Source organism: Paenibacillus sp. GD4, from assembly GCF_030846225.1.
GTDB lineage: Bacteria > Bacillota > Bacilli > Paenibacillales > NBRC-103111 > Paenibacillus_G > Paenibacillus_G silviterrae.
The window spans coordinates 2,061,255-2,078,667 of record NZ_JAVCYK010000001.1; the positions used below are offsets into that span (position 1 = coordinate 2,061,255).

At 54.0% G+C, this 17,413-nt stretch carries 20 protein-coding genes; 12 read left to right on the forward strand and 8 right to left on the reverse strand.

Going from position 1 to position 17,413, the window contains the following annotated elements; translation table 11 throughout:
- Nucleotides 1-28: 28 nt before the first annotated feature.
- On the forward strand, nucleotides 29-904 hold the full coding sequence (locus tag RAC89_RS09610) for a helix-turn-helix domain-containing protein (protein ID WP_306613224.1): 876 nt from the start codon (nucleotides 29-31) through the stop codon (nucleotides 902-904).
- A gap of 95 nt (nucleotides 905-999) precedes the next feature.
- Here RAC89_RS09610 and RAC89_RS09615 read toward each other — a convergent pair whose 3' ends face one another.
- A complete protein-coding gene (locus RAC89_RS09615) occupies nucleotides 1,000-2,526 on the reverse strand; it encodes a glycoside hydrolase family 26 protein (RefSeq protein WP_306613225.1) in 1,527 nt (508 codons plus the stop codon).
- 137 nt (nucleotides 2,527-2,663) lie between these two features.
- On the opposite strand from RAC89_RS09615, the gene sleB reads away from it, so the two are divergent.
- Together sleB and RAC89_RS09625 are read left to right on the forward strand one after the other, a co-directional pair.
- On the forward strand, nucleotides 2,664-3,365 hold the full coding sequence (gene sleB, locus RAC89_RS09620) for a spore cortex-lytic enzyme (RefSeq protein WP_306613226.1): 702 nt from the start codon (nucleotides 2,664-2,666) through the stop codon (nucleotides 3,363-3,365).
- A gap of 95 nt (nucleotides 3,366-3,460) precedes the next feature.
- Nucleotides 3,461-3,706 (forward strand): hypothetical protein, encoded by a 246-nt coding sequence (locus RAC89_RS09625; RefSeq protein ID WP_306613227.1) that lies wholly within the window; start codon nucleotides 3,461-3,463, stop codon nucleotides 3,704-3,706.
- Between the two features lie 59 nt (nucleotides 3,707-3,765).
- On the opposite strand, the gene RAC89_RS09630 is transcribed toward RAC89_RS09625, so the two are convergent.
- Nucleotides 3,766-4,770 carry an ABC transporter substrate-binding protein gene (locus RAC89_RS09630; RefSeq protein ID WP_306613228.1) on the reverse strand — a complete coding sequence of 335 codons (1,005 nt, stop codon included), beginning with the start codon at nucleotides 4,768-4,770 and terminating at the stop codon, nucleotides 3,766-3,768.
- A 209-nt stretch (nucleotides 4,771-4,979) separates the two neighbouring features.
- Between RAC89_RS09630 and RAC89_RS09635 the strand changes: the two genes are divergently transcribed.
- The 4 genes from RAC89_RS09635 (at nucleotide 4,980) to RAC89_RS09650 (ending at nucleotide 8,434) form a co-directional block, all read left to right on the forward strand.
- A complete protein-coding gene (locus RAC89_RS09635) occupies nucleotides 4,980-5,987 on the forward strand; it encodes a FecCD family ABC transporter permease (protein WP_284642381.1) in 1,008 nt (335 codons plus the stop codon).
- A complete protein-coding gene (locus RAC89_RS09640; RefSeq protein WP_306613229.1) occupies nucleotides 5,987-7,033 on the forward strand; it encodes a FecCD family ABC transporter permease in 1,047 nt (348 codons plus the stop codon). Before RAC89_RS09635 ends, RAC89_RS09640 begins: the two co-directional genes overlap by 1 nt.
- Before the next feature lie 25 nt (nucleotides 7,034-7,058).
- Entirely contained in the window at nucleotides 7,059-7,901 is an 843-nt protein-coding gene (locus RAC89_RS09645; RefSeq protein ID WP_306613231.1) for an ABC transporter ATP-binding protein, read from the forward strand.
- A 104-nt stretch (nucleotides 7,902-8,005) separates the two neighbouring features.
- Nucleotides 8,006-8,434 (forward strand): NUDIX hydrolase, encoded by a 429-nt coding sequence (locus RAC89_RS09650; RefSeq protein ID WP_284642387.1) that lies wholly within the window; start codon nucleotides 8,006-8,008, stop codon nucleotides 8,432-8,434.
- Between the two features lie 81 nt (nucleotides 8,435-8,515).
- Here RAC89_RS09650 and RAC89_RS09655 read toward each other — a convergent pair whose 3' ends face one another.
- Entirely contained in the window at nucleotides 8,516-9,034 is a 519-nt protein-coding gene (locus tag RAC89_RS09655) for a hypothetical protein (protein ID WP_306613233.1), read from the reverse strand.
- 299 nt (nucleotides 9,035-9,333) lie between these two features.
- Complete coding sequence (locus RAC89_RS09660) at nucleotides 9,334-10,146, reverse strand: helix-turn-helix domain-containing protein (RefSeq protein WP_306613234.1); 813 nt, start codon at nucleotides 10,144-10,146, stop codon at nucleotides 9,334-9,336.
- A gap of 118 nt (nucleotides 10,147-10,264) precedes the next feature.
- On the opposite strand from RAC89_RS09660, the gene RAC89_RS09665 reads away from it, so the two are divergent.
- A complete protein-coding gene (locus RAC89_RS09665) occupies nucleotides 10,265-10,717 on the forward strand; it encodes an SRPBCC family protein (RefSeq protein WP_306613235.1) in 453 nt (150 codons plus the stop codon).
- A 50-nt stretch (nucleotides 10,718-10,767) separates the two neighbouring features.
- Here the strand turns inward: RAC89_RS09665 and RAC89_RS09670 are convergent, their stop codons facing one another.
- Together RAC89_RS09670 and RAC89_RS09675 are read right to left on the reverse strand one after the other, a co-directional pair.
- Nucleotides 10,768-11,313, reverse strand: coding sequence for a DoxX family protein (locus RAC89_RS09670; protein WP_306613236.1), 546 nt, complete (start codon nucleotides 11,311-11,313; stop codon nucleotides 10,768-10,770).
- A 259-nt stretch (nucleotides 11,314-11,572) separates the two neighbouring features.
- The gene (locus tag RAC89_RS09675; protein WP_306613238.1) at nucleotides 11,573-12,118 is read right to left on the reverse strand and encodes a DoxX family protein; all 546 of its coding nucleotides are present in this window, start codon (nucleotides 12,116-12,118) and stop codon (nucleotides 11,573-11,575) included.
- 687 nt (nucleotides 12,119-12,805) lie between these two features.
- Between RAC89_RS09675 and RAC89_RS09680 the strand changes: the two genes are divergently transcribed.
- The 3 genes from RAC89_RS09680 (at nucleotide 12,806) to RAC89_RS09690 (ending at nucleotide 14,488) form a co-directional block, all read left to right on the forward strand.
- The gene (locus RAC89_RS09680; RefSeq protein WP_306613240.1) at nucleotides 12,806-13,231 is read left to right on the forward strand and encodes an SRPBCC family protein; all 426 of its coding nucleotides are present in this window, start codon (nucleotides 12,806-12,808) and stop codon (nucleotides 13,229-13,231) included.
- Between the two features lie 3 nt (nucleotides 13,232-13,234).
- The gene (locus RAC89_RS09685) at nucleotides 13,235-13,594 is read left to right on the forward strand and encodes an ArsR/SmtB family transcription factor (protein ID WP_306613242.1); all 360 of its coding nucleotides are present in this window, start codon (nucleotides 13,235-13,237) and stop codon (nucleotides 13,592-13,594) included.
- A gap of 102 nt (nucleotides 13,595-13,696) precedes the next feature.
- Nucleotides 13,697-14,488 carry an EcsC family protein gene (locus RAC89_RS09690; protein WP_306613244.1) on the forward strand — a complete coding sequence of 264 codons (792 nt, stop codon included), beginning with the start codon at nucleotides 13,697-13,699 and terminating at the stop codon, nucleotides 14,486-14,488.
- A 67-nt stretch (nucleotides 14,489-14,555) separates the two neighbouring features.
- Here the strand turns inward: RAC89_RS09690 and RAC89_RS09695 are convergent, their stop codons facing one another.
- Nucleotides 14,556-14,948 (reverse strand): DoxX family protein, encoded by a 393-nt coding sequence (locus tag RAC89_RS09695; protein ID WP_372516723.1) that lies wholly within the window; start codon nucleotides 14,946-14,948, stop codon nucleotides 14,556-14,558.
- Between the two features lie 427 nt (nucleotides 14,949-15,375).
- Between RAC89_RS09695 and RAC89_RS09700 the strand changes: the two genes are divergently transcribed.
- Nucleotides 15,376-16,560 carry an MFS transporter gene (locus RAC89_RS09700; protein ID WP_306613246.1) on the forward strand — a complete coding sequence of 395 codons (1,185 nt, stop codon included), beginning with the start codon at nucleotides 15,376-15,378 and terminating at the stop codon, nucleotides 16,558-16,560.
- A gap of 63 nt (nucleotides 16,561-16,623) precedes the next feature.
- Here RAC89_RS09700 and RAC89_RS09705 read toward each other — a convergent pair whose 3' ends face one another.
- Nucleotides 16,624-17,388 carry a spermidine synthase gene (locus tag RAC89_RS09705; RefSeq protein ID WP_306613248.1) on the reverse strand — a complete coding sequence of 255 codons (765 nt, stop codon included), beginning with the start codon at nucleotides 17,386-17,388 and terminating at the stop codon, nucleotides 16,624-16,626.
- Nucleotides 17,389-17,413 lie beyond the last annotated feature (25 nt).

A 17,413-nucleotide genomic window follows, 5' to 3' on the forward strand; every position in this document is an offset into this window, starting at 1 on the left:
TGAAGTTCACAAGGAAGGAATGAAGCAAATGGCTAAAAACCATAACGATCCTGCTGTCGAGAGCAAATCGCCGCCGCCCGGCATCCTGGTATCCGGTCATTTTACCGAGCCCTTCGGGTACGCTACGAACCGCTCCAAGGGAACGCGCGATTGGCTGATTACCTTCACCTTGGCCGGGGAAGGCGAATACCGTATGGGCTCTGACGCTTATCGCTGCGGAGAGGGCGACGTCGTGCTGCTGTCTCCGGGAACCCCCCACCATTATTTGACCCCCGAGGGAGAAACGTGGGAATTCGTATGGGCTCACTTCGTGCCGGAGCCCGGCTGGTCCGAGCTGCTGCGGCTGCCGGCTAAGCTGCCGGGACATCATGGTACCCATGTGAAGACTAAACTGCTGCGAAACCGTCTCACGGACGGGTTCCGCCGCCTCATTCAAGACAGCCGGGAAACGACCTATTGGGCCAATCTCTTGGCCATGAACGATATGAAGGAGATCCTCATTCTTCTCCAGCAAAACCTCGATGAACGAAACACGCTTGATTCCCGCGTGGAGGATACGATCCAGTACTTGAGCAGCCACCTCAAGCAGCAGCATTCTATTGAGGATTTGGCCAAGAGGGTTCTGCTCTCGCCCTCCCGGTTCGCGCATCTGTTCAAGGAGCAGACCGGCGATTCGGTCATCGAGACGCTGCTGAAGCTGCGCCTTCGGCATGCGGCCCGGCTGCTGGAGCACACCGCGCTTCAGGTAGGCGAGATTGCGGAGGAGGTCGGGTTCCGCAGCCCCTTCTACATGACTAAGCAGTTTACCGCGCTTTACGGCCAAAGTCCCACCCGGTATCGCGCTAAGCACCAGCAGACACAGCGGCATAGACGAACGCACAATGCACAGGATTCTACCACATGACTGAGCTCCCAGACTGAGTATCAGCTAGAGGCGTAATGGGCTATGCAAAAAAAGCAGGCGCCGGGCGGCGTCCTGCTTTTTTGATTTTGTGCATCTTAAGGCTGATAGGTTCCGGAACCCATCGGCTCCATGCTCCGGTTGTACGCTACAATACGCCAATCCGCATTCGCTTGCCCTGGAGCAACTTCGATATCCATCTCCCACGGCATCTCATAGCTAATACCCAGACGCCGGTCCCCTTGGTACACAGCGACGGCGAAAGGCCATTCCTTGCCCTCCGGCTTCGCATACGCCATGATCTTATGCTTGCCGGCCGGCAAGGAGGCTGCCGCCAGCCGGTCGTAGGTGTAAGAGACCGGACTGCTGCCCCCCTGCTCCACCTGGCTCAGAAACCAATCCGAGCCGATCAAGCGGCGGTACTTGCCGTCCAGGTACAAATTTTCCCCGAGGTCGTAGACATACTCCATCTTCGACCTTACCGCTTGCGCCCGGCTGAAATTGAAGTACAGGATCGCCTTCACCTGCGGGAACATGCGCGGCAGCAGGCCGTACATATAGCCAAGCTGCCCTTCCGCCCAGATCTCGTAAGCCTTCTCCCCCTCCAGCACGGTATGGGCTACAGCGCCCTCGGAGATCATAATCGGCTTATGGCTGTATTTTCGGTACAGCGGCTCAAAATAATCAATGACGTTGTAGTCCAGATGCTCTTTGCCGCCCGTCAGCGGAGTGGCGTAGAGCGAGAATCCGACCCAGTCCACGTAAGCATCACCCGGATAATACTCATCGATATTGTTCGCCGGTAGGAAGTTCGGTGACCATACCATCGCGACATTGGGCGCTTCCTCCGCCATAATGTCATGAACCAAGCGAAACTTCTCAATATATTTCTTGGGATCGCCGTACCATGGTACCCAAGCTCCGTTCATCTCCGAAGCATAGCGGAGAAATACCGGGATCCCCGACGCCTTAGCCTCTTTGGCGAAGGTCCGGACATACTCGTCGTCCTTGACGTCGTCGAGTCCATACCGGGGCTCCCAGCCGATCTGCAGGGAGCCCCCGAGCTCCTTCACCCGATCCGCCGTCCGTTTTGGAAAATAGGTCTGCGTATCCGCCTGAAATTTCCTCCAGCCGACATACGATAAATACATCGCATGCTTGCGTCCGTAAACGCCCTCAATGCGGCTCGTATCGTACCCGACCCTCCGATCGGCCCCCAGCATGCCGAGGTAGGTTCCGTGCACCGGCTCGTGCAGGGCTAACGGTGCCTTCCGTTCCGGCAGCGGCTTCGCCACATAAAGGCTGGAGGCGGCCAGCGGCGGCACAGCCTTCCCTCCGTCCGCAGCAGCCGGCACAGGCGTCGCAGCAGCGGGCTCCTGCGAAAGACGAAACGCCTCGATCCGCGCCCGATAATCTGCGGCTACATCCATGCGCCCCTGTTCTTCCGCAGCCAGGGCTCGTTCCTTCCACCAGGCATCCGGCTGAACCGGCTTGGCTGCCTCGGCAGCCTGCTCACCCACGCCCTGCAGCGGCTGCTGCCCCCACCATTTCGTCGAGTATAATCCTCCAAGCGTAAGAACTAGCCCGATACCGGTGCACAAGGCAAGCTTTCGAGACGGCAGCATGGTCGGTTTCCCCATTTCCCCTAATGTATATCTCTATCATACTGCGCGGCCATCGCTTCGAACAAGACCCATGAATAGGGAAACGGGTGCCTTGCCAAATTAAAACATGTCAGCAGTGTAAAAAGAGGGGTGTAACCATGTTGTTTCGTCGAAGCTATCGACTTCTTATCACTAGCTTACTGCTTGCAGCGCTCACCATAGGCGGTATTGTCGTATCTCCGCATACATCCTTCTCCTTCCATACGGGGACGCTCAAATACGGCTCCCGCGGAGGGGATGTGTACGAGCTGCAGGGGCGTCTGCAGTTTATCGGGTTTTATCATGGAAGCATCGACGGAATTTACGGCTGGGGCACATATCAAGCTGTGAGGACGTTTCAATCCCGTTTCGGCATGACGGTGGACGGCATCGCAGGTCCCCAAACGAAAGACAAGCTCTACCAGGCCACTAAGGCATGGGTACGACCGGGAGGATATGGCCGCTTTAGCAGCAATGACGTTACGCTGCTTGCACGTGCCGTCCACGGAGAAGCCCGTGGGGAGCCTTATACGGGACAGGTTGCGGTGGCTGCCGTCATTTTGAACCGGGTGAACAGCTCCTTGTTCCCTAACACCGTATCCGGCGTCATTTTCCAACCCGGCGCCTTCACGGCCGTTGATGACGGCCAGATCTGGCTCGAGCCCAACACAACCAGCTATCAGGCGGTACGGGATGCGATCGACGGCTGGGATCCTTCCGGTGGGGCGATCTATTATTTCAATCCGGTAACGGCCACCTCGAAGTGGATCTGGAGCCGGCCGCAAATTAAGCAGATCGGCAAGCATATTTTTTGCAGATAACCTTCCATCCCCAGACATTTTTCGAATAAATAGGCATTTACCCCTTCTTTACGGGACGAATAACCGATATATTGCTTGTAAAGGAGGCATGGTAAATGTCCATTTATAACGAAACCTCACTTCCGGGTCTGCATACCGGGCGAGCCGGCTCCCCGAAAGCCGCATATATTCAATATTCTCTTCCGAAGTCGTTAGGCAAGCAAGTGGTGCTCTGTACGCGCGAAGGCACTTATCAAGGGCAATTATCAAAGTTAGACCAGGATACGATCGTGCTCCGGGATTTCGCACAAGAGCGGCAAATCGAAATCCGATCGATTTATGCGATTTTCGCCCAGGATTAACGAAAAAAACAGCCGATCCCCAGTAGTGGCGGATCGGCTGTTTTGCCTTGTCGTGCAATTTATTTTTGTACTCCATAAAATTTGTACAGATCGTCAAGCATCAGGTTCGCTGCCTTCACTCCGCCCGCTGTGTTCCAGATGGCATCGCTCACGCGATGGGCATTGCCTGACTTCACCACGTTGAGATTTTTCCAAAGCGGGTCGTTCGTCCACTCCGTCTCGGTTGCGCTTGCCTTGTTGTCTCCGGTCTCATAGGTGAAATAGAACAGCGTATCGGCCTCAACCTCCGGCAGACGCTCCTTCGTAATCTCGTCGGCGAACGTCTCCTTGCTCTTGGTCTCCGGTCTAGCAATACCAATTTGCTTGAAAATAACACCCGAGAATGTATCGGTATAGTAAATTCTCGTCTTGCCTGCCATGAAGCGGACGACGGATACCGTCTTCTTCAGCTTGTCGCCGGCTTTGGAGCGCAGGTCCGCAACCCGGTTATCGAAATCACCGATGACCTTCTGCCCTTCCGCCTTTTTGTTCAGCGCCTCAGCGTACAGAGCGAAGTTTTCCTTCCACTCGCCGCGAAGTGTCTCGGATACCACAGTCGGTGCAATCGCCTTAAGCTGATCATAGATTTTCTCATGACGGAGCTTGTTGGCAATGATCAGGTCCGGCTGTAGACCGGCGATCAGCTCCATATTCGGCTGGCTCTCCAATCCTAGCTCCGTAACCCCTTGCATCTCCGCCTTGATATGGTCATACCAGGGATTGCCAAGGAAGGATTTCACCGCGCCTACCGGTTTCACGCCAAGGGCCAGAAGCGCCTCCGTTCCTTCGTTCGTCAACACAACGACCTTCTTAGGCGTCCCTTTGATCTCAGCCTCGCCCATAGCATGCTTTACTTTACGCACCTCTTGGTTTTGCGCCGGAGCCGGAGCCTTACCCTCTGCAGCGTTCTGCTCCCCAGTAGCCTGCTTGCCGCATCCCGCCAAAACGAGAGCAAACACGATCAAAGCAATCATCGTCTGAACAAATCCGAATCTTCTTTTTCTAATGGCCAAGCCTTGTAGCATAACAATGGTGCCTCCCTTTATGTAGATTACCTAAATGATAACGATTATCATTCCCACAAGATACTATACATGCTGAAACGCTTGGTGTCAACAAAATTATGATAATGATTCTCAGAATCATTGACAGATCAATTCCTTATAGCCTATCATGAGAATGGTTATCATCTGTTTATCATCTTATGGGACAACGCTGGAAAGTAGGCCGCTTCATGACTTCTAAACCATTATTAATAGGTTATCGCACCGCAGGACTGCTGGCTTGCTTTATCGTGCTGGTATTATGCGTAACCGGCAGCGTGCTGTTCGGTGTTACCGATATCCCGTTTCATCAATTCATTGACGCTTATCGCGCCTTCGACGGCTCAAATGAGCATCTTATTATTCGTACGGCTCGCGTTCCCCGGGCTTGCATCGCCGCCATCGTCGGCGCAGGGCTTGCCGTATCCGGAGCTCTCATGCAAGCGTTGACGCGCAATCCGCTGGCTTCCCCCAGCTTGCTCGGCGTCAATTCCGGCGCCTCGCTGTTTATTGTCATCGCCTCCGCTTACCTTGGGGTGTCCGGACTGCAGTCCTTCACCTGGATTGCCTTCGTCGGCGCGGCAGTGAGTGCGGTGGCTGTGTATGCTCTTGGCTCGATCGGCAGGGACGGAATGACTCCAGTGCAAATTACTCTCGCAGGCGCTGCCGTCACGGCCCTCTTCGCCTCCATGACGCAAGGAATACTTCTGTCGAACGGAAAGACCTTCGATCAGGTGCTGTACTGGCTCGTAGGCTCCGTCGCCGGGAGAGATCTGGCGATGCTGAAGACCGTGCTTCCTTACGTGCTGGTCGGTTTTGCCGGAGCTCTGTGGATTGCAAGACATATCAATATTCTTGCCATGGGTGAGGATGTGGCCCGCGGACTCGGCCAACGAACCGTTTGGATTAAGCTGGGCGTCGCCACGGTCATCGTCCTGCTGGCCGGAGGAGCGGTATCCGTAGCCGGACCGATTGCCTTTGTCGGCTTGATTATTCCTCATATCACCCGGTTCCTGATAGGCACTGATTACCGCTGGGTCATTCCGTACTGCGCGCTCCTTGGCGCCATTCTGCTTGTCGGCGCGGATCTCGGCTCCCGCTATATCGCAATGCCCAAGGAAGTTCCCGTCGGCGTCATGACGGCTATCATCGGAGTTCCTTTCTTTGTGTATATCGCCAGGAAGGGAGCGTCGCTCTAATGAAGAAACTGCTTACGCTGCGCAACCGGGGCGGCTCCGTCTCCTTCCTGCTGCAAACCCGTGCCCTGTGGGTTACTCTTGCCCTAATAGTCGTCGTTGCGGTTATCGCCGTTCTGAGCATCGGTCTCGGCAGCTCCAAAATGGCCCTCTCCGATGTGCTGCGAACCTTATTCGGTTACGGTACGTCGGCACAGGAAGTTATCATCTTCAAGCTAAGGATGCCTCGCATCCTGATCGCTATTCTGGCCGGATCGGCCTTGGCAGTGGCCGGCGCCATCCTCCAGGGAGTGATCCGCAATCCTCTCGCCTCACCCGAATGGGTAGGGATTACGGGAGGAGCTACGCTGGGCGCTGTAGCCTTCTTCTTCTTCTGGGCCGAAACGCTGACGATTCACCTTCTCCCGGTGGCTGCCATGGTCGGGGCTTTCGTCGTCTCCGCCTTCATCTATGTCACCGCCTGGAAGCACGGGGTGTCTCCGCTGCGGCTCGTCCTGATCGGCATCGGGATGTCTACGGCGATGAGCTCGCTGACCTACATGCTGCTCATCTCGGGACCGATGGTGCTCGCCAATAAATCTCTGACCTTCATGACCGGCAGCATTTATGGGGTCTCCTGGGATAAAGACGTCTACGTGCTGCTGCCATGGGTGGGCGTGCTGATCCCGCTGACGTGGCTGTTAGCCCGTCACGTCAATGTCCAACAACTTGGCGACGACGTCGCCGCCAGTGTCGGCACCCGCGTGGAACAGAAGCGGCTGGTACTGCTGCTGCTTAGCGTGGCTCTGGCCGGATCGGCCGTAGCCATAGGCGGCGCTATCAGCTTCATCGGCTTGATGGCGCCGCACATCGCCCGCAAGCTCGTCGGCCCGTCCTTCGGCGGTGTCATTCCGGCGAGCGCTTTGATCGGGGCGCTGATTTTACTGCTGGCCGATCTTGTTGCCCGCACCGCGTTCGCGCCGCTGGATATTCCTGCAGGAGTGTTTACCGCCGCGATCGGCGCACCGTTCTTCATCTACTTATTACTTCGACAGCGGGCAGGCCGCTGAACCGTATAGAGGAGTGTACTTACTTATGACCATCCTGGAGGCAAAGCGCTTATCGTTATCGTACGGCGGCAGCACAAGTCCGATCTTCTCCAACCTGGACCTCATGATCCCGAAGGGGAAGGTCACCGTGTTTATCGGCAGCAACGGCTGCGGCAAGTCCACCCTGCTGCGCTCCATGGCCAGGCTGTTGAAGCCGCAGGAGGGCTCGATCTTGCTGGACGGACGTAATATCGCGGAGATGCCGACCAAGGAAATCGCCAAGCAGCTGGCCATCCTTCCACAGGGGCCCGTTGCCCCCGAGGGACTGACCGTGCTGGAGCTCGTGAAGCAAGGGCGCTATCCGTACCAGAGCTGGCTGCGGCAATGGTCCTCCGAGGACGAGGAGCAGGTCCGCTCGGCGCTGGAAGCGACGCATCTGAGCGAGCTGGCGGAACGCGCAGTCGATTCGTTATCCGGCGGACAACGTCAGCGTGCCTGGATTGCCATGACGCTGGCCCAGCAGACCGATTCCATTCTGCTCGATGAGCCGACTACCTATCTCGATATGACGCATCAAATTGAAGTGCTCGATCTGCTGTTCGAGCTCAATGCTTCGCAAGGGCGGACCGTCGTGATGGTGCTTCACGATATTAATCTTGCCTGCCGCTACGCACATCATATTGTCGCCATTAAGGATAAACAAATATATGCGCAGGGTAAGCCCGAGGAGATCGTTACGGAGTCGATGATCGAGGCCGTCTTCGATCTGAAGTGCCGGATTATGCCGGATCCGCTGTTTGGTACGCCGATGTGTGTGCCTTACAGCAAAGGACGGTTATCCGGCGATAAACAGGCCGCGGCTAAGCCCGATCCGGTTATGCTTCATTAAGAGATAACGATTCGGGATTCTTTTGCACGGGATGATTGGCATTCCCCCTCCAGTAGGATTATACTAGTACTTATAAAAACTACTTGCCAGGGGGTGCCGGACTGATGACGAATGCCAAGCCGCAGATTCATGCAGCGAAGATCGTTGTCCTGCACCAGGACCGATTGGTCCTAGTGAAGCAGACGCGGAGGGGAAGATCGCATCCCACCTTCGAGCTGCCCGGTGGAAGAATGCATACGTATGAGAGCATAGAGGAGGCGGCCTGCCGCGAGCTGAGGGAAGAAACCGGTCTCGTAACGGACAAGCTGACGGAGCTTGGCACGTTCTCCATCCCGACAAGCCCGATTACCGTGACGCTTTTTTTCACAAATGCGATTCAAGAGGCGGGATCTCAGCAGCTCGACCCCGATGAAGACATTGAGGTCGTGTATGTAGAAACCGCGGAAGCTTTCCGCAACATCGGCAGCGGCATTTGGCCGGATACGAGGCTTGGCTTCGGATTGCTGCTTGCCCGTGCGAGAGGCCTTCTGTAAGACATTTTCGAACAAAATAAGGGACTGTCCGGTATGCTTGCCGGCAGTCCCTTTTTTGCCGGATCTCACGTTCCTGCCGGCTTACTGCATGGGTGTAGTATTCGATTGGCTCAGCTGATTCTGCATTGCCGTTTGCTGCTGCTGCATCGCTTGTGCCTGCTGCTGGAACAGCGATTGCTGCATGCTCACCTGTTGAAGCTGCTGCTGGGACTGGTCGATTTGCTGAGTCATTTGCGCCAGCACGGAGAACGATTGGATCGTTTGAGCTACCGTTCCGAGCATTTGAGTTACTTGTTGAATGGTTTGCTGCAGTTGCTGGAACGATTGCTGCTGCTGCTGCTGAGCTTGCGTGCGGAATTGCTGCATTTGCTGCAACAGCTGATTTACCTGCTGTGTGCCGTTCGCTTGGCCGCTCGAACTCATCGCACTGCTGGAGCTTGGACTCATCATTTGGCTGGCCTGTTGCTGCTGTTGGCTTTGCAGCTGGGACAGTGTCGATTGCATTTGCTGCAATTGAGCCCTCAGCGGGATAAGCTCCTCGCCCAGCTCTTCTTCTACTTTGCTCTTGGCAATATTTTCTACCAGTTTTTTGTCCACCATGCCTGATTCCTCCCTAGGTAAATTATGGTTTGCCTTTGCGACCGGAATTCCGGCGAATGCCGGCTGTACATAGTCGGTCTGAAACAAAAACCACCGCGCAAAAAGAAACCCAAGCACGCCTAAAATCAATAGCAAGGCAAGGCCCATGAAAAGTATGCACCTCCTTCTTTTTGAGGTACATAGGTATTATGCCAAGGTCGCTTTAGACTATGATAAACGGCACGACGGTAAAAGGAGGGAACCCCGAACGAGGCTCCCCACAAAAAAACTCCCGCCAGGCAAGGCGGAAGCTTTGAGTTTCATACGCTTTTTCGAACATATTCTTCCGGAGACAAGCCAACGATGGCTTTGAAATCCCTAATAAAATGGGAATGATCATAATAGCCGAGCTCCAGCGATAAATCCACCCATTCGGCTACCTCCCCGTGCTCCATCCGCTCCGCGGCTTCATGCAAACGATATCGCTGAATGACGTTCTTGGGACTGACCCCTACATAACGCTCGAACAACCGCTGCAAGGAACGTTTGTGCAGGCCGCACCGGCTGACGACATCATCCACCCTCAGGATGCTGCGATCGTCCCGAATCTGATAAACGAGACTGCTTACCAGCGCAATGTTCGGATCCCGCTCGGGTAAGCAATTCAAAAAGAAATCATCCACCCGCCGGACCGCCGCATCGTCTCCCTCATGTACCGAAAATAACGTTTTCTCAAGCTGTTTACTTGGTTCCCCAAAAACGGTTTCCACAGGAACGACTAGTCCCGTTATGCCTGCCACCGTGCTTCGCCAAAACGGCTGAAAGCCTCCGGGCTTAAACTTGACTCCAACCACACTGCCTTGACCCTGCAGCAGATGGGTTGATGTCGTATGAGCAATTCCGTAAATGGCGCTGGCGCCGGGCTCAAATACCAAATTTACGTTCGGATGGGCGATGACCGTTTGGGCAAACGGGGGCTCGCCGCGCAAATCCCAGCGAACGATCCAATAATGCTGGATAAAATAAGCCGTCTCCTCGGATGGAAGATGTCTGGTAAGCGTATATTTTTGTTCGCCTGCCTGCCGTCGAAGGATTCCTTTTGATTTGGGCAGCTCAGGAGATGGGCTTGTCATAGAGTGAGGCCTCCGTTGTCGCATTTTTACAATACAGGGAAACCATGATTGCTTATAGTTAGAGTATCAGCTGCTGCACTCGATGACAATGATATTTTGCGGCTATGGGAGGTAAACTATGAACGAATTGGTATATCATTTCTACATTAATGCAAGTCCTCAGAGGGTATGGGAGGTGCTTGTTTCGGACGAGGGAGTCAAGCAAACCTTCTTCGGCTGCATAATTCGCTCCAGCTTCCGGGTCGGGGAGGAGTTCGCATATATCGGGCCTGGGAACGACGGAGATGAAACGGTTCATGTCTACGGAACCATTCTGGCCTTCGAACCGGGCAAGGTATTCAGCTATGCCGAGCATCCGGGGCCGAGTTATCGTGAGAATCACGCCGAGCTTGAAACCCGCGTAACCATGACGCTTGAGCCTTACGGTGAATGTACGAAGCTGACGCTGGTGAATGACCTATGGCCGGAAGGGCATCCTTCCTATCAGAATACGCAGGAGCATTGGCCTATGATTTTGAGCAATATTAAAACCTACGCCGAAACAGGGAAGGCACTGAATTTCGGATGGTAAAGGGAAAAAAAGGCTGGACCGCGAAGCTGCGGGTCCAGCCTTTTGTAAAGTTAAGCGGTGGTTGGTGCCGCACCGGCCCCCGCTCCGGTATTGGTTGCTTTCGGATTGTTCTTACGGGCAAAGGCTTTGCGAAGGATCGGCAGCAGGTAGTAGTCAACACCGAAGCGTCCGGCATTTGCTGCACCAGCGATAACGACCATGCCCAGCAGGATTAACCAAGGGTTCGTGCTTACGGTGCCGGCGAACATGAACATGAAGTTCATCATGAGTCCGAAGAAAGCGGCCGCCGTGGTCAAGCATCCGAGGATGAGGCCGAGGCCTACCAGGAATTCCCCAAGTGGAATCAGGACGTTTATGATCTTGACGTTCGGCAGGGCGAAGTTGTTCACGAAGGCGGTGAAGGTCGGGTATACGAGCTCGTTGGTTGCTTTATCGACAATCGGCTTTGCAACGGCGTTTTTCAGGAAGCCTCCGGCATCGAACCCGCCGGTCAGCTTGTGCCAGCCGGCCGTGAGCCATTCATATCCGAGGTAAAGTCTCACGAAGAGCAGCAAGCCGGCTGCGTATTTGTTTTCTCTCATAAAGGTTCCTAACATGGTAACCATCTCCTTTAATGGATAGTGAATATTTTCACAATTAATTTTAAAAAATATATGCGGTCTATCGTTGTGCTTGAGAAAGCTGCTTAGTAAGAATGGATTGCCGTTTCCTGTTCATGACGTCTGATCCCTTCCTTTACTTTGACTTGCTTGATCCTTGCTACACCTTTATCTTAACACCGGTCGCAAGGGGTGTATGTGACTTTTCTCACATCGTCTGCATCAAGCAAAAAATTGATTTTTTACTGAGAAGGCTCTATCTTATGGCAGGTGTGGCAGCAGCTCCGGCGCCCGGATTCTTCACATTCGGCTTGTTCTTATGAGTGAACACCTTGCGAAGAACCGGCAGCAGGTAGAAGTCAACACCAAAGCGTCCTGCATTGGCACCGGCCAAGACTACCACGCCGCCCAGCAGCACCAGCCAGGGGTTCGTGCTTACGGTTCCGGCAAACATGAACATGAAGTTCATCATGAGTCCGAAGAAAGCAGCCGCGGTGGTCAAGCAGCCGAGGATGAGACCAAGTCCTACCAGAAATTCGCCGAGCGGAATCAGGATATTAATGATCTTGACGTTCGGCAATGCGAAGTTGTTCACGAAAGCGGTAAAGGTCGGATATACTAGTTCGTTGGTTGCTTTATCAACAATTGGCTTCGCTACGGCGTTCTTCAGGAAGCCTCCGGCATCGAAGCCGCCGGTCAGCTTATGCCAGCCTGCTGTGAGCCATTCATACCCGACGTACAGTCTCACGAAGAGCAGCAAGCCGGCTGCGTATTTGTTTTCTCTCATAAAGGTTCCTAACATAATAACCATCTCCTTTTGGTATGTGAATATTTTCACTTATTTATGAAAAAGAAGGCTTTAGTAACTAGGTCAGTTGAGAAAGCGTCGGAGCGTTGAGGATCTTTTGATTGTTCTCATGGCTTCTGATCCCTCTTTCTTGCTTGATGTTTTGCCTTGTGTTTCCTTCCTTGCTACACCCTTATCTTAGCACGGAGTAAACCCGTCGTCTGTGATATGAATCACAAGGATTTTATTTTTTCATTTTTCGCAAACGTCCAATCCCTTTACCTTCCTTAGCATACAATACAGAAGTTTGTTTGGAAGGGAGGCAGCTATCCATGACCTATGCAGGTGTTGGTGCAGGCGCTGGTTACAGCAGCGCAGGTGTGGTTCTCGTACTGTTCATTCTCCTCGTTATCATTACCCGCACATTTATTTAATGAAAGCAGGCCGGCCTTATTGTTAGGGTCGGCTCCTTTTTTTTGCCCAAACGATTCCCACAAAAGCTCATCCAAGCTGCCGATAGCCTCTAGTTTAGTGTTTTTCCTCCTATTTCACACCAGCTCTCATAAAATTAGGACATACTAAGAGCAAAACCTGTTATCTATTTTCCGCCTACCCCTTGACGCGAAACCAAATGGTTTCGTATAATCCAATTATGAAACCTTTTAGTTTCGCAATAATATATCATGCAGGAGGCCACCACTGATGCCACAAAACGACCAAGCTACCTTACCGGATATTCGACAAACCATTGAACTGAAAGCGCCGCTGCAAAAAGTGTGGGCCGCCGTCTCTTCTTCCGAAGGGATTGAAAAATGGTTTATGCCCAATGATTTTCAACCGGAGCTGGGCTATGAGTTTACCCTGCGTTCCCCTTATGAAAATTCTCCTTGCAAGGTCATCGAAATTAATCCTCCTCATTTGCTCGTATTCACTTGGGGCGAGGATTGGGTCATTACCTTCGAGCTGAAGGAAATCGACGGCGGCACCGAATTTACGCTGATTCATTCCGGTTGGATTGCCGGGAAAACAACGGTTACAGGAGACACACACAATGTCATTCGCGACCGCATGAACGGTGGTTGGAGCTCTGCCGTACTTCCAAGATTGAAAGCTTACGTCGAGGCGTAAGGCATGACAGCTTCTGCCGCGAAGCATGATGTGTTTCAAGCGATTGCGGACCCGACACGCCGTCAGTTAATCAGCATGCTGGCCGATAAGGAGATGCCGGTTACGGTCATCAGCAGCCACTTTCCCATGAGCCGAACAGCGGTGTCCAAGCATCTTCGGGTGCTGGCGGAGGCCGGGCTCGTCAGCGAAAAGAAGGTCGGACGCGAAACCCGGTACAGCCTGCGACCGGAGCCGCTGCTGGAGCTGAAGCGCTGGCTTGCCTACTACGAGCGATTCTGGGAAAACCGGCTCCAGGTGCTCAAGCATTTGGTGGAGGAAGACGAGACCGCTCCCGCTGCGGAAGGTCCTCGTCTTGTGGAATAAAAGCTTCCCGTTGGGGAGCTTTTTCTTTTTTTCTACGAAACGGGGAAGACTATGCGGCGTATAGGTAGAATAAATGAATTTTGCGCTTGAGGAGTGGTGTATATGATAGAGTCTCGGGAGGAGCTTACAGCCGCGTTGCGTCAGGTGGAGGCTTGGGAAGCTGGCCAGAAGGATCTGTGGTTCTGGGAGAAGCTGGGCCGCTTACCCTTCGAGATGCTTGATCGAATTACACCCCAGTCGATTCAGACGAAGATTGGCGAAGCGCTTGGCGACCTCGGCGCTTATGTGCAATCCGGCGGGCAGTATCTTGTGTCGGATACTTCGGTACTGAAGGCCTTCCAAGCCAAGGTGCCGGACGTGACATTTGAGGAAATCCGCGGCTTGCCTATCCGTACGATGGATGCAGTGGCGGAAGAAATTTCGCGCCGAAGCGCGCTGGCTGCAACGGCCCAAGGAGCGACCACAGGCTTCGGCGGCGTGCTGACGCTGGCCATTGATATTCCTGCGATTCTTGGGATGTCGCTGAAGCTGATCCAGGAAATCGCTCTCGCTTACGGCTATGACCCTCGCGAGCAGCATGAGCGGGCTTTCGTCATCAAATGTCTGCAATTCGCCTCCTCCGACATCGTCGGGAAAAAGGCGATCCTTCACGAGCTAGGCCATTACGGTCAGCAAGAAGCACAAAACCAGATGATTTCCCAGCTTCAGGGCTGGCGGGAAGTATTCCAGACGTACCGGGATAACTTCGGATGGAAAAAGCTGTTCCAGCTGGTGCCGGTGCTCGGCATGTTCTTCGGCGCTTACGTGAACCGCTCGGCGATTCAGGATTTGGCCGAAGCCGGACAAATGCTGTACCGGAAGCGCAGAATCCTGGAACGGCTGCAGGCCGAATAGCACAAAAACACCGCAGCGGCCATGGTCAGGACCATGGCACCGTACGGTGTTTTTGCGCTGCTTCATATTACATTAGTGCATCCAGTGAATAGGCGCCGGCACCGGTTAAAGCAACACCGACAGCAACGGCGAGAAGCACGAGCGGGTACTCATATCCATTGGAGGTTGCCCAAATCCCGTTGGGACCGTGCACCTTGAAGATGGCAACGAGCATTGTAAGTGCAATGAGCACCGCAGCTACCGGAGTAAATAAACCTGCCGCGAACAGCAGCCCGCCGATCAGCTCCATGAGCCCTGCCATGACTGCCATAGCGACGCCCGGCTTGATACCGATCGATTCCATCCAGCCGCCTGTTCCCTTGGGGCCATAGCCGCCGAACCAGCCGAACAGCTTCTGCGCCCCATGCCCTACAAACAACAACCCGATTACCAAACGAACAATCAACAATCCTAATCCCATAGCTACCATAATACCATCTACCTCCTATAAATTTAAGAATCTTTAATTTAAGATATTTAGCAGTTTTGAAGGCTGATCTAGAAAGCAACCTTTTGAGTGCGACATCTTTTTAAATTTATCTCTGTGTTAAATATCTTGATTTAAAGATAAATCAAAAACGTCATGCTGTCAACTCTTTTTTTATAACGGCTACAATTTTATTGCTCTTATTGGTTTCACCACGGAATGTGCATTAGCTTCGATTGACGCCCCCGCAGATCAAAGTTTAAGATGATATCAGATATATATCCCTTTCGCGAAGGAGTTGTCGAGTATGACACACGCTAGACCTCCTTGTTGATTTTGAACCTCCTCGCATGCCCGTGCCCCTCCGTGCTCGTTTTCGTTACCACACCTGCGAATACGAACCCATGTGAGGAGTGCACCTATGGACGCTTTATCCAACATTCACTGGCTGTATGCCATGCGTTTCTTTCACAGCCTGATTCCTGCTCATGTGATCGAAAGACTGTTCTGGGAGCAGCGCGGCATGACGATTCCGCTGGTCGTCTATGCCGAAATCATCTATGCCGTCACCATCGTATTGCTTGAGGTTCCCACCGGCATCCTTGCCGACCGGTGGGGACGCAAGCGCATGCTTATCGCGGCAGCGGTCTTAAGCTGCTTCGAGTTTTTGATTCTGCTCTATGCTTCGGAGTTTTGGCACTTTGCCCTGGTGGTCTTTCTTGCCGGGATTGCACGAACGGCAGCCAGCGGCTCCGAGAATGCGCTGCTGTACGATTCGCTGCTGCAGCACGGAAGAGAGCAGCTCTTCGAGAAGCATCTGGGTCGAATGAACGCCCTGGATTTCACGGCGGCTATCTTGGCTGCTCTCAGCGGCAGCTGGTTAGCCGGGCGATTCGGCTTGGAGCTCAACTACTGGATTTCGCTAGGCAGTGCAGTGCTTAGCCTCACGATCTCCTTCTTCCTGAAGGAGCCTAAGGCTCTCCAAGCCGCTTCGAGTACGGAAAAACCGCTTCCGATCAGGCAGTATGTCGCGGGCTCCCTGCGATTTTTCCGCACTCGACCGGATGTCCGTCTCGTCGTGCTGACCGGGATGGTCACCGGCGCCGCGGTCAGCTTCATGGATGAATTTTGGCAAATTTACATGAACCGGCTCCACATTCCAGTGGCCTTCTTCGGCACCGTATCGGCAGCGATGATACTGCTTCGCGTTCCAGGCAGCGTCTTGGCTTATGCGCTGATCGGCCGGTTTCGCTACCGGCCTCTGATCCTCGGCGTGACGAGCGTCATTGCCGTCGGCTTCGGCTGCGTGGCACTCGCGGGCGGCTATGCCGGCTTTGCCGCCGTCCTCCTGATCTGCCTGTTTTACGGCATCATGGAGCCCCTGGCCTCGGGGTATCTGCACCATCGTATCGCGGACTCCTCCATGAGAGCGACCATCGATTCGTTTCAGTCGCTGGGAGAGAACCTCGTGCTGATCGTGACGGGCCTTGGCTTCGGCTGGCTCTCCGTGAGACACGATATTTTCGGCGACTTCGGCTTCATCGCAGCGCTATGCGGAGCGTTCCTTATGTACGCCTGGTTCGCTTCCCGCAGGATCGAGCCGTAACGAGTCAAACCCCGACAACCTGGCCGGTTGTCGGGGTTTCCCGATTGAGCGCAACGATTCGGACTAGACAAGGTAGGCAGCCCCATTTCTCCGATCCCGGATCACATGCCCGCCATCCAGCTCCAGCTCTACAAAGCCGGCCATCTCGGACATGTCCGCCTCGATCGGCTCTTCGCGGCCCAGCAGCAGCATATTGCGCTGCTCCTCCTTATCGTCCCCGGGCAAATAAAACACCCGCGTATACCGAAACACCTCTTTCAGCGTTGTGTGAATGGAGCTCACCCGCTTATCGTTCCACGGTTTGCCCATCAAATTCAGCAGCATCATCCCGCGGGACGCAAGCTTTTCCTTTGCCGTCTGAAAGAACTCCAGTGTCGTTAAATGCGCAGGCGTTCCCGCTTTGCCGAACGCATCCAGCAGGATGCAGTCGAACGCGCCGCCAGCCTGCCCGTTCAAGATCCTCCGTCCGTCCCCTATCACAACGTTATCCCATCGGTAGCCAAAATACTTCCGGCTGAGCTCCACAACCTTCTCGTCAAGCTCGGCCACTACGAACCTTTCGACGGGATACCGACGTGCCATCGTCCCGACGCCGTGCCCAATGAGAAACGCCTGACGAAACGCCGGGGCGTTATGTTCCATGCAGTGCAGGATCGCCCTCGGGTATTCAAGAACGACGCGCTCCGGGTCGCGAAGATCGATGGCCCCCTGTACTGCATCCTCGGCAAACTGCAGACAGCGGAATTTGCCCAGCTCTCCATACAATTGCGTTGTATCAAAGACGATGATTTCATTATGCTCCGTTACTTCTTTAGTCAATAGATGCACGCCTGCGCTCTCCTTTTCCGCCTGC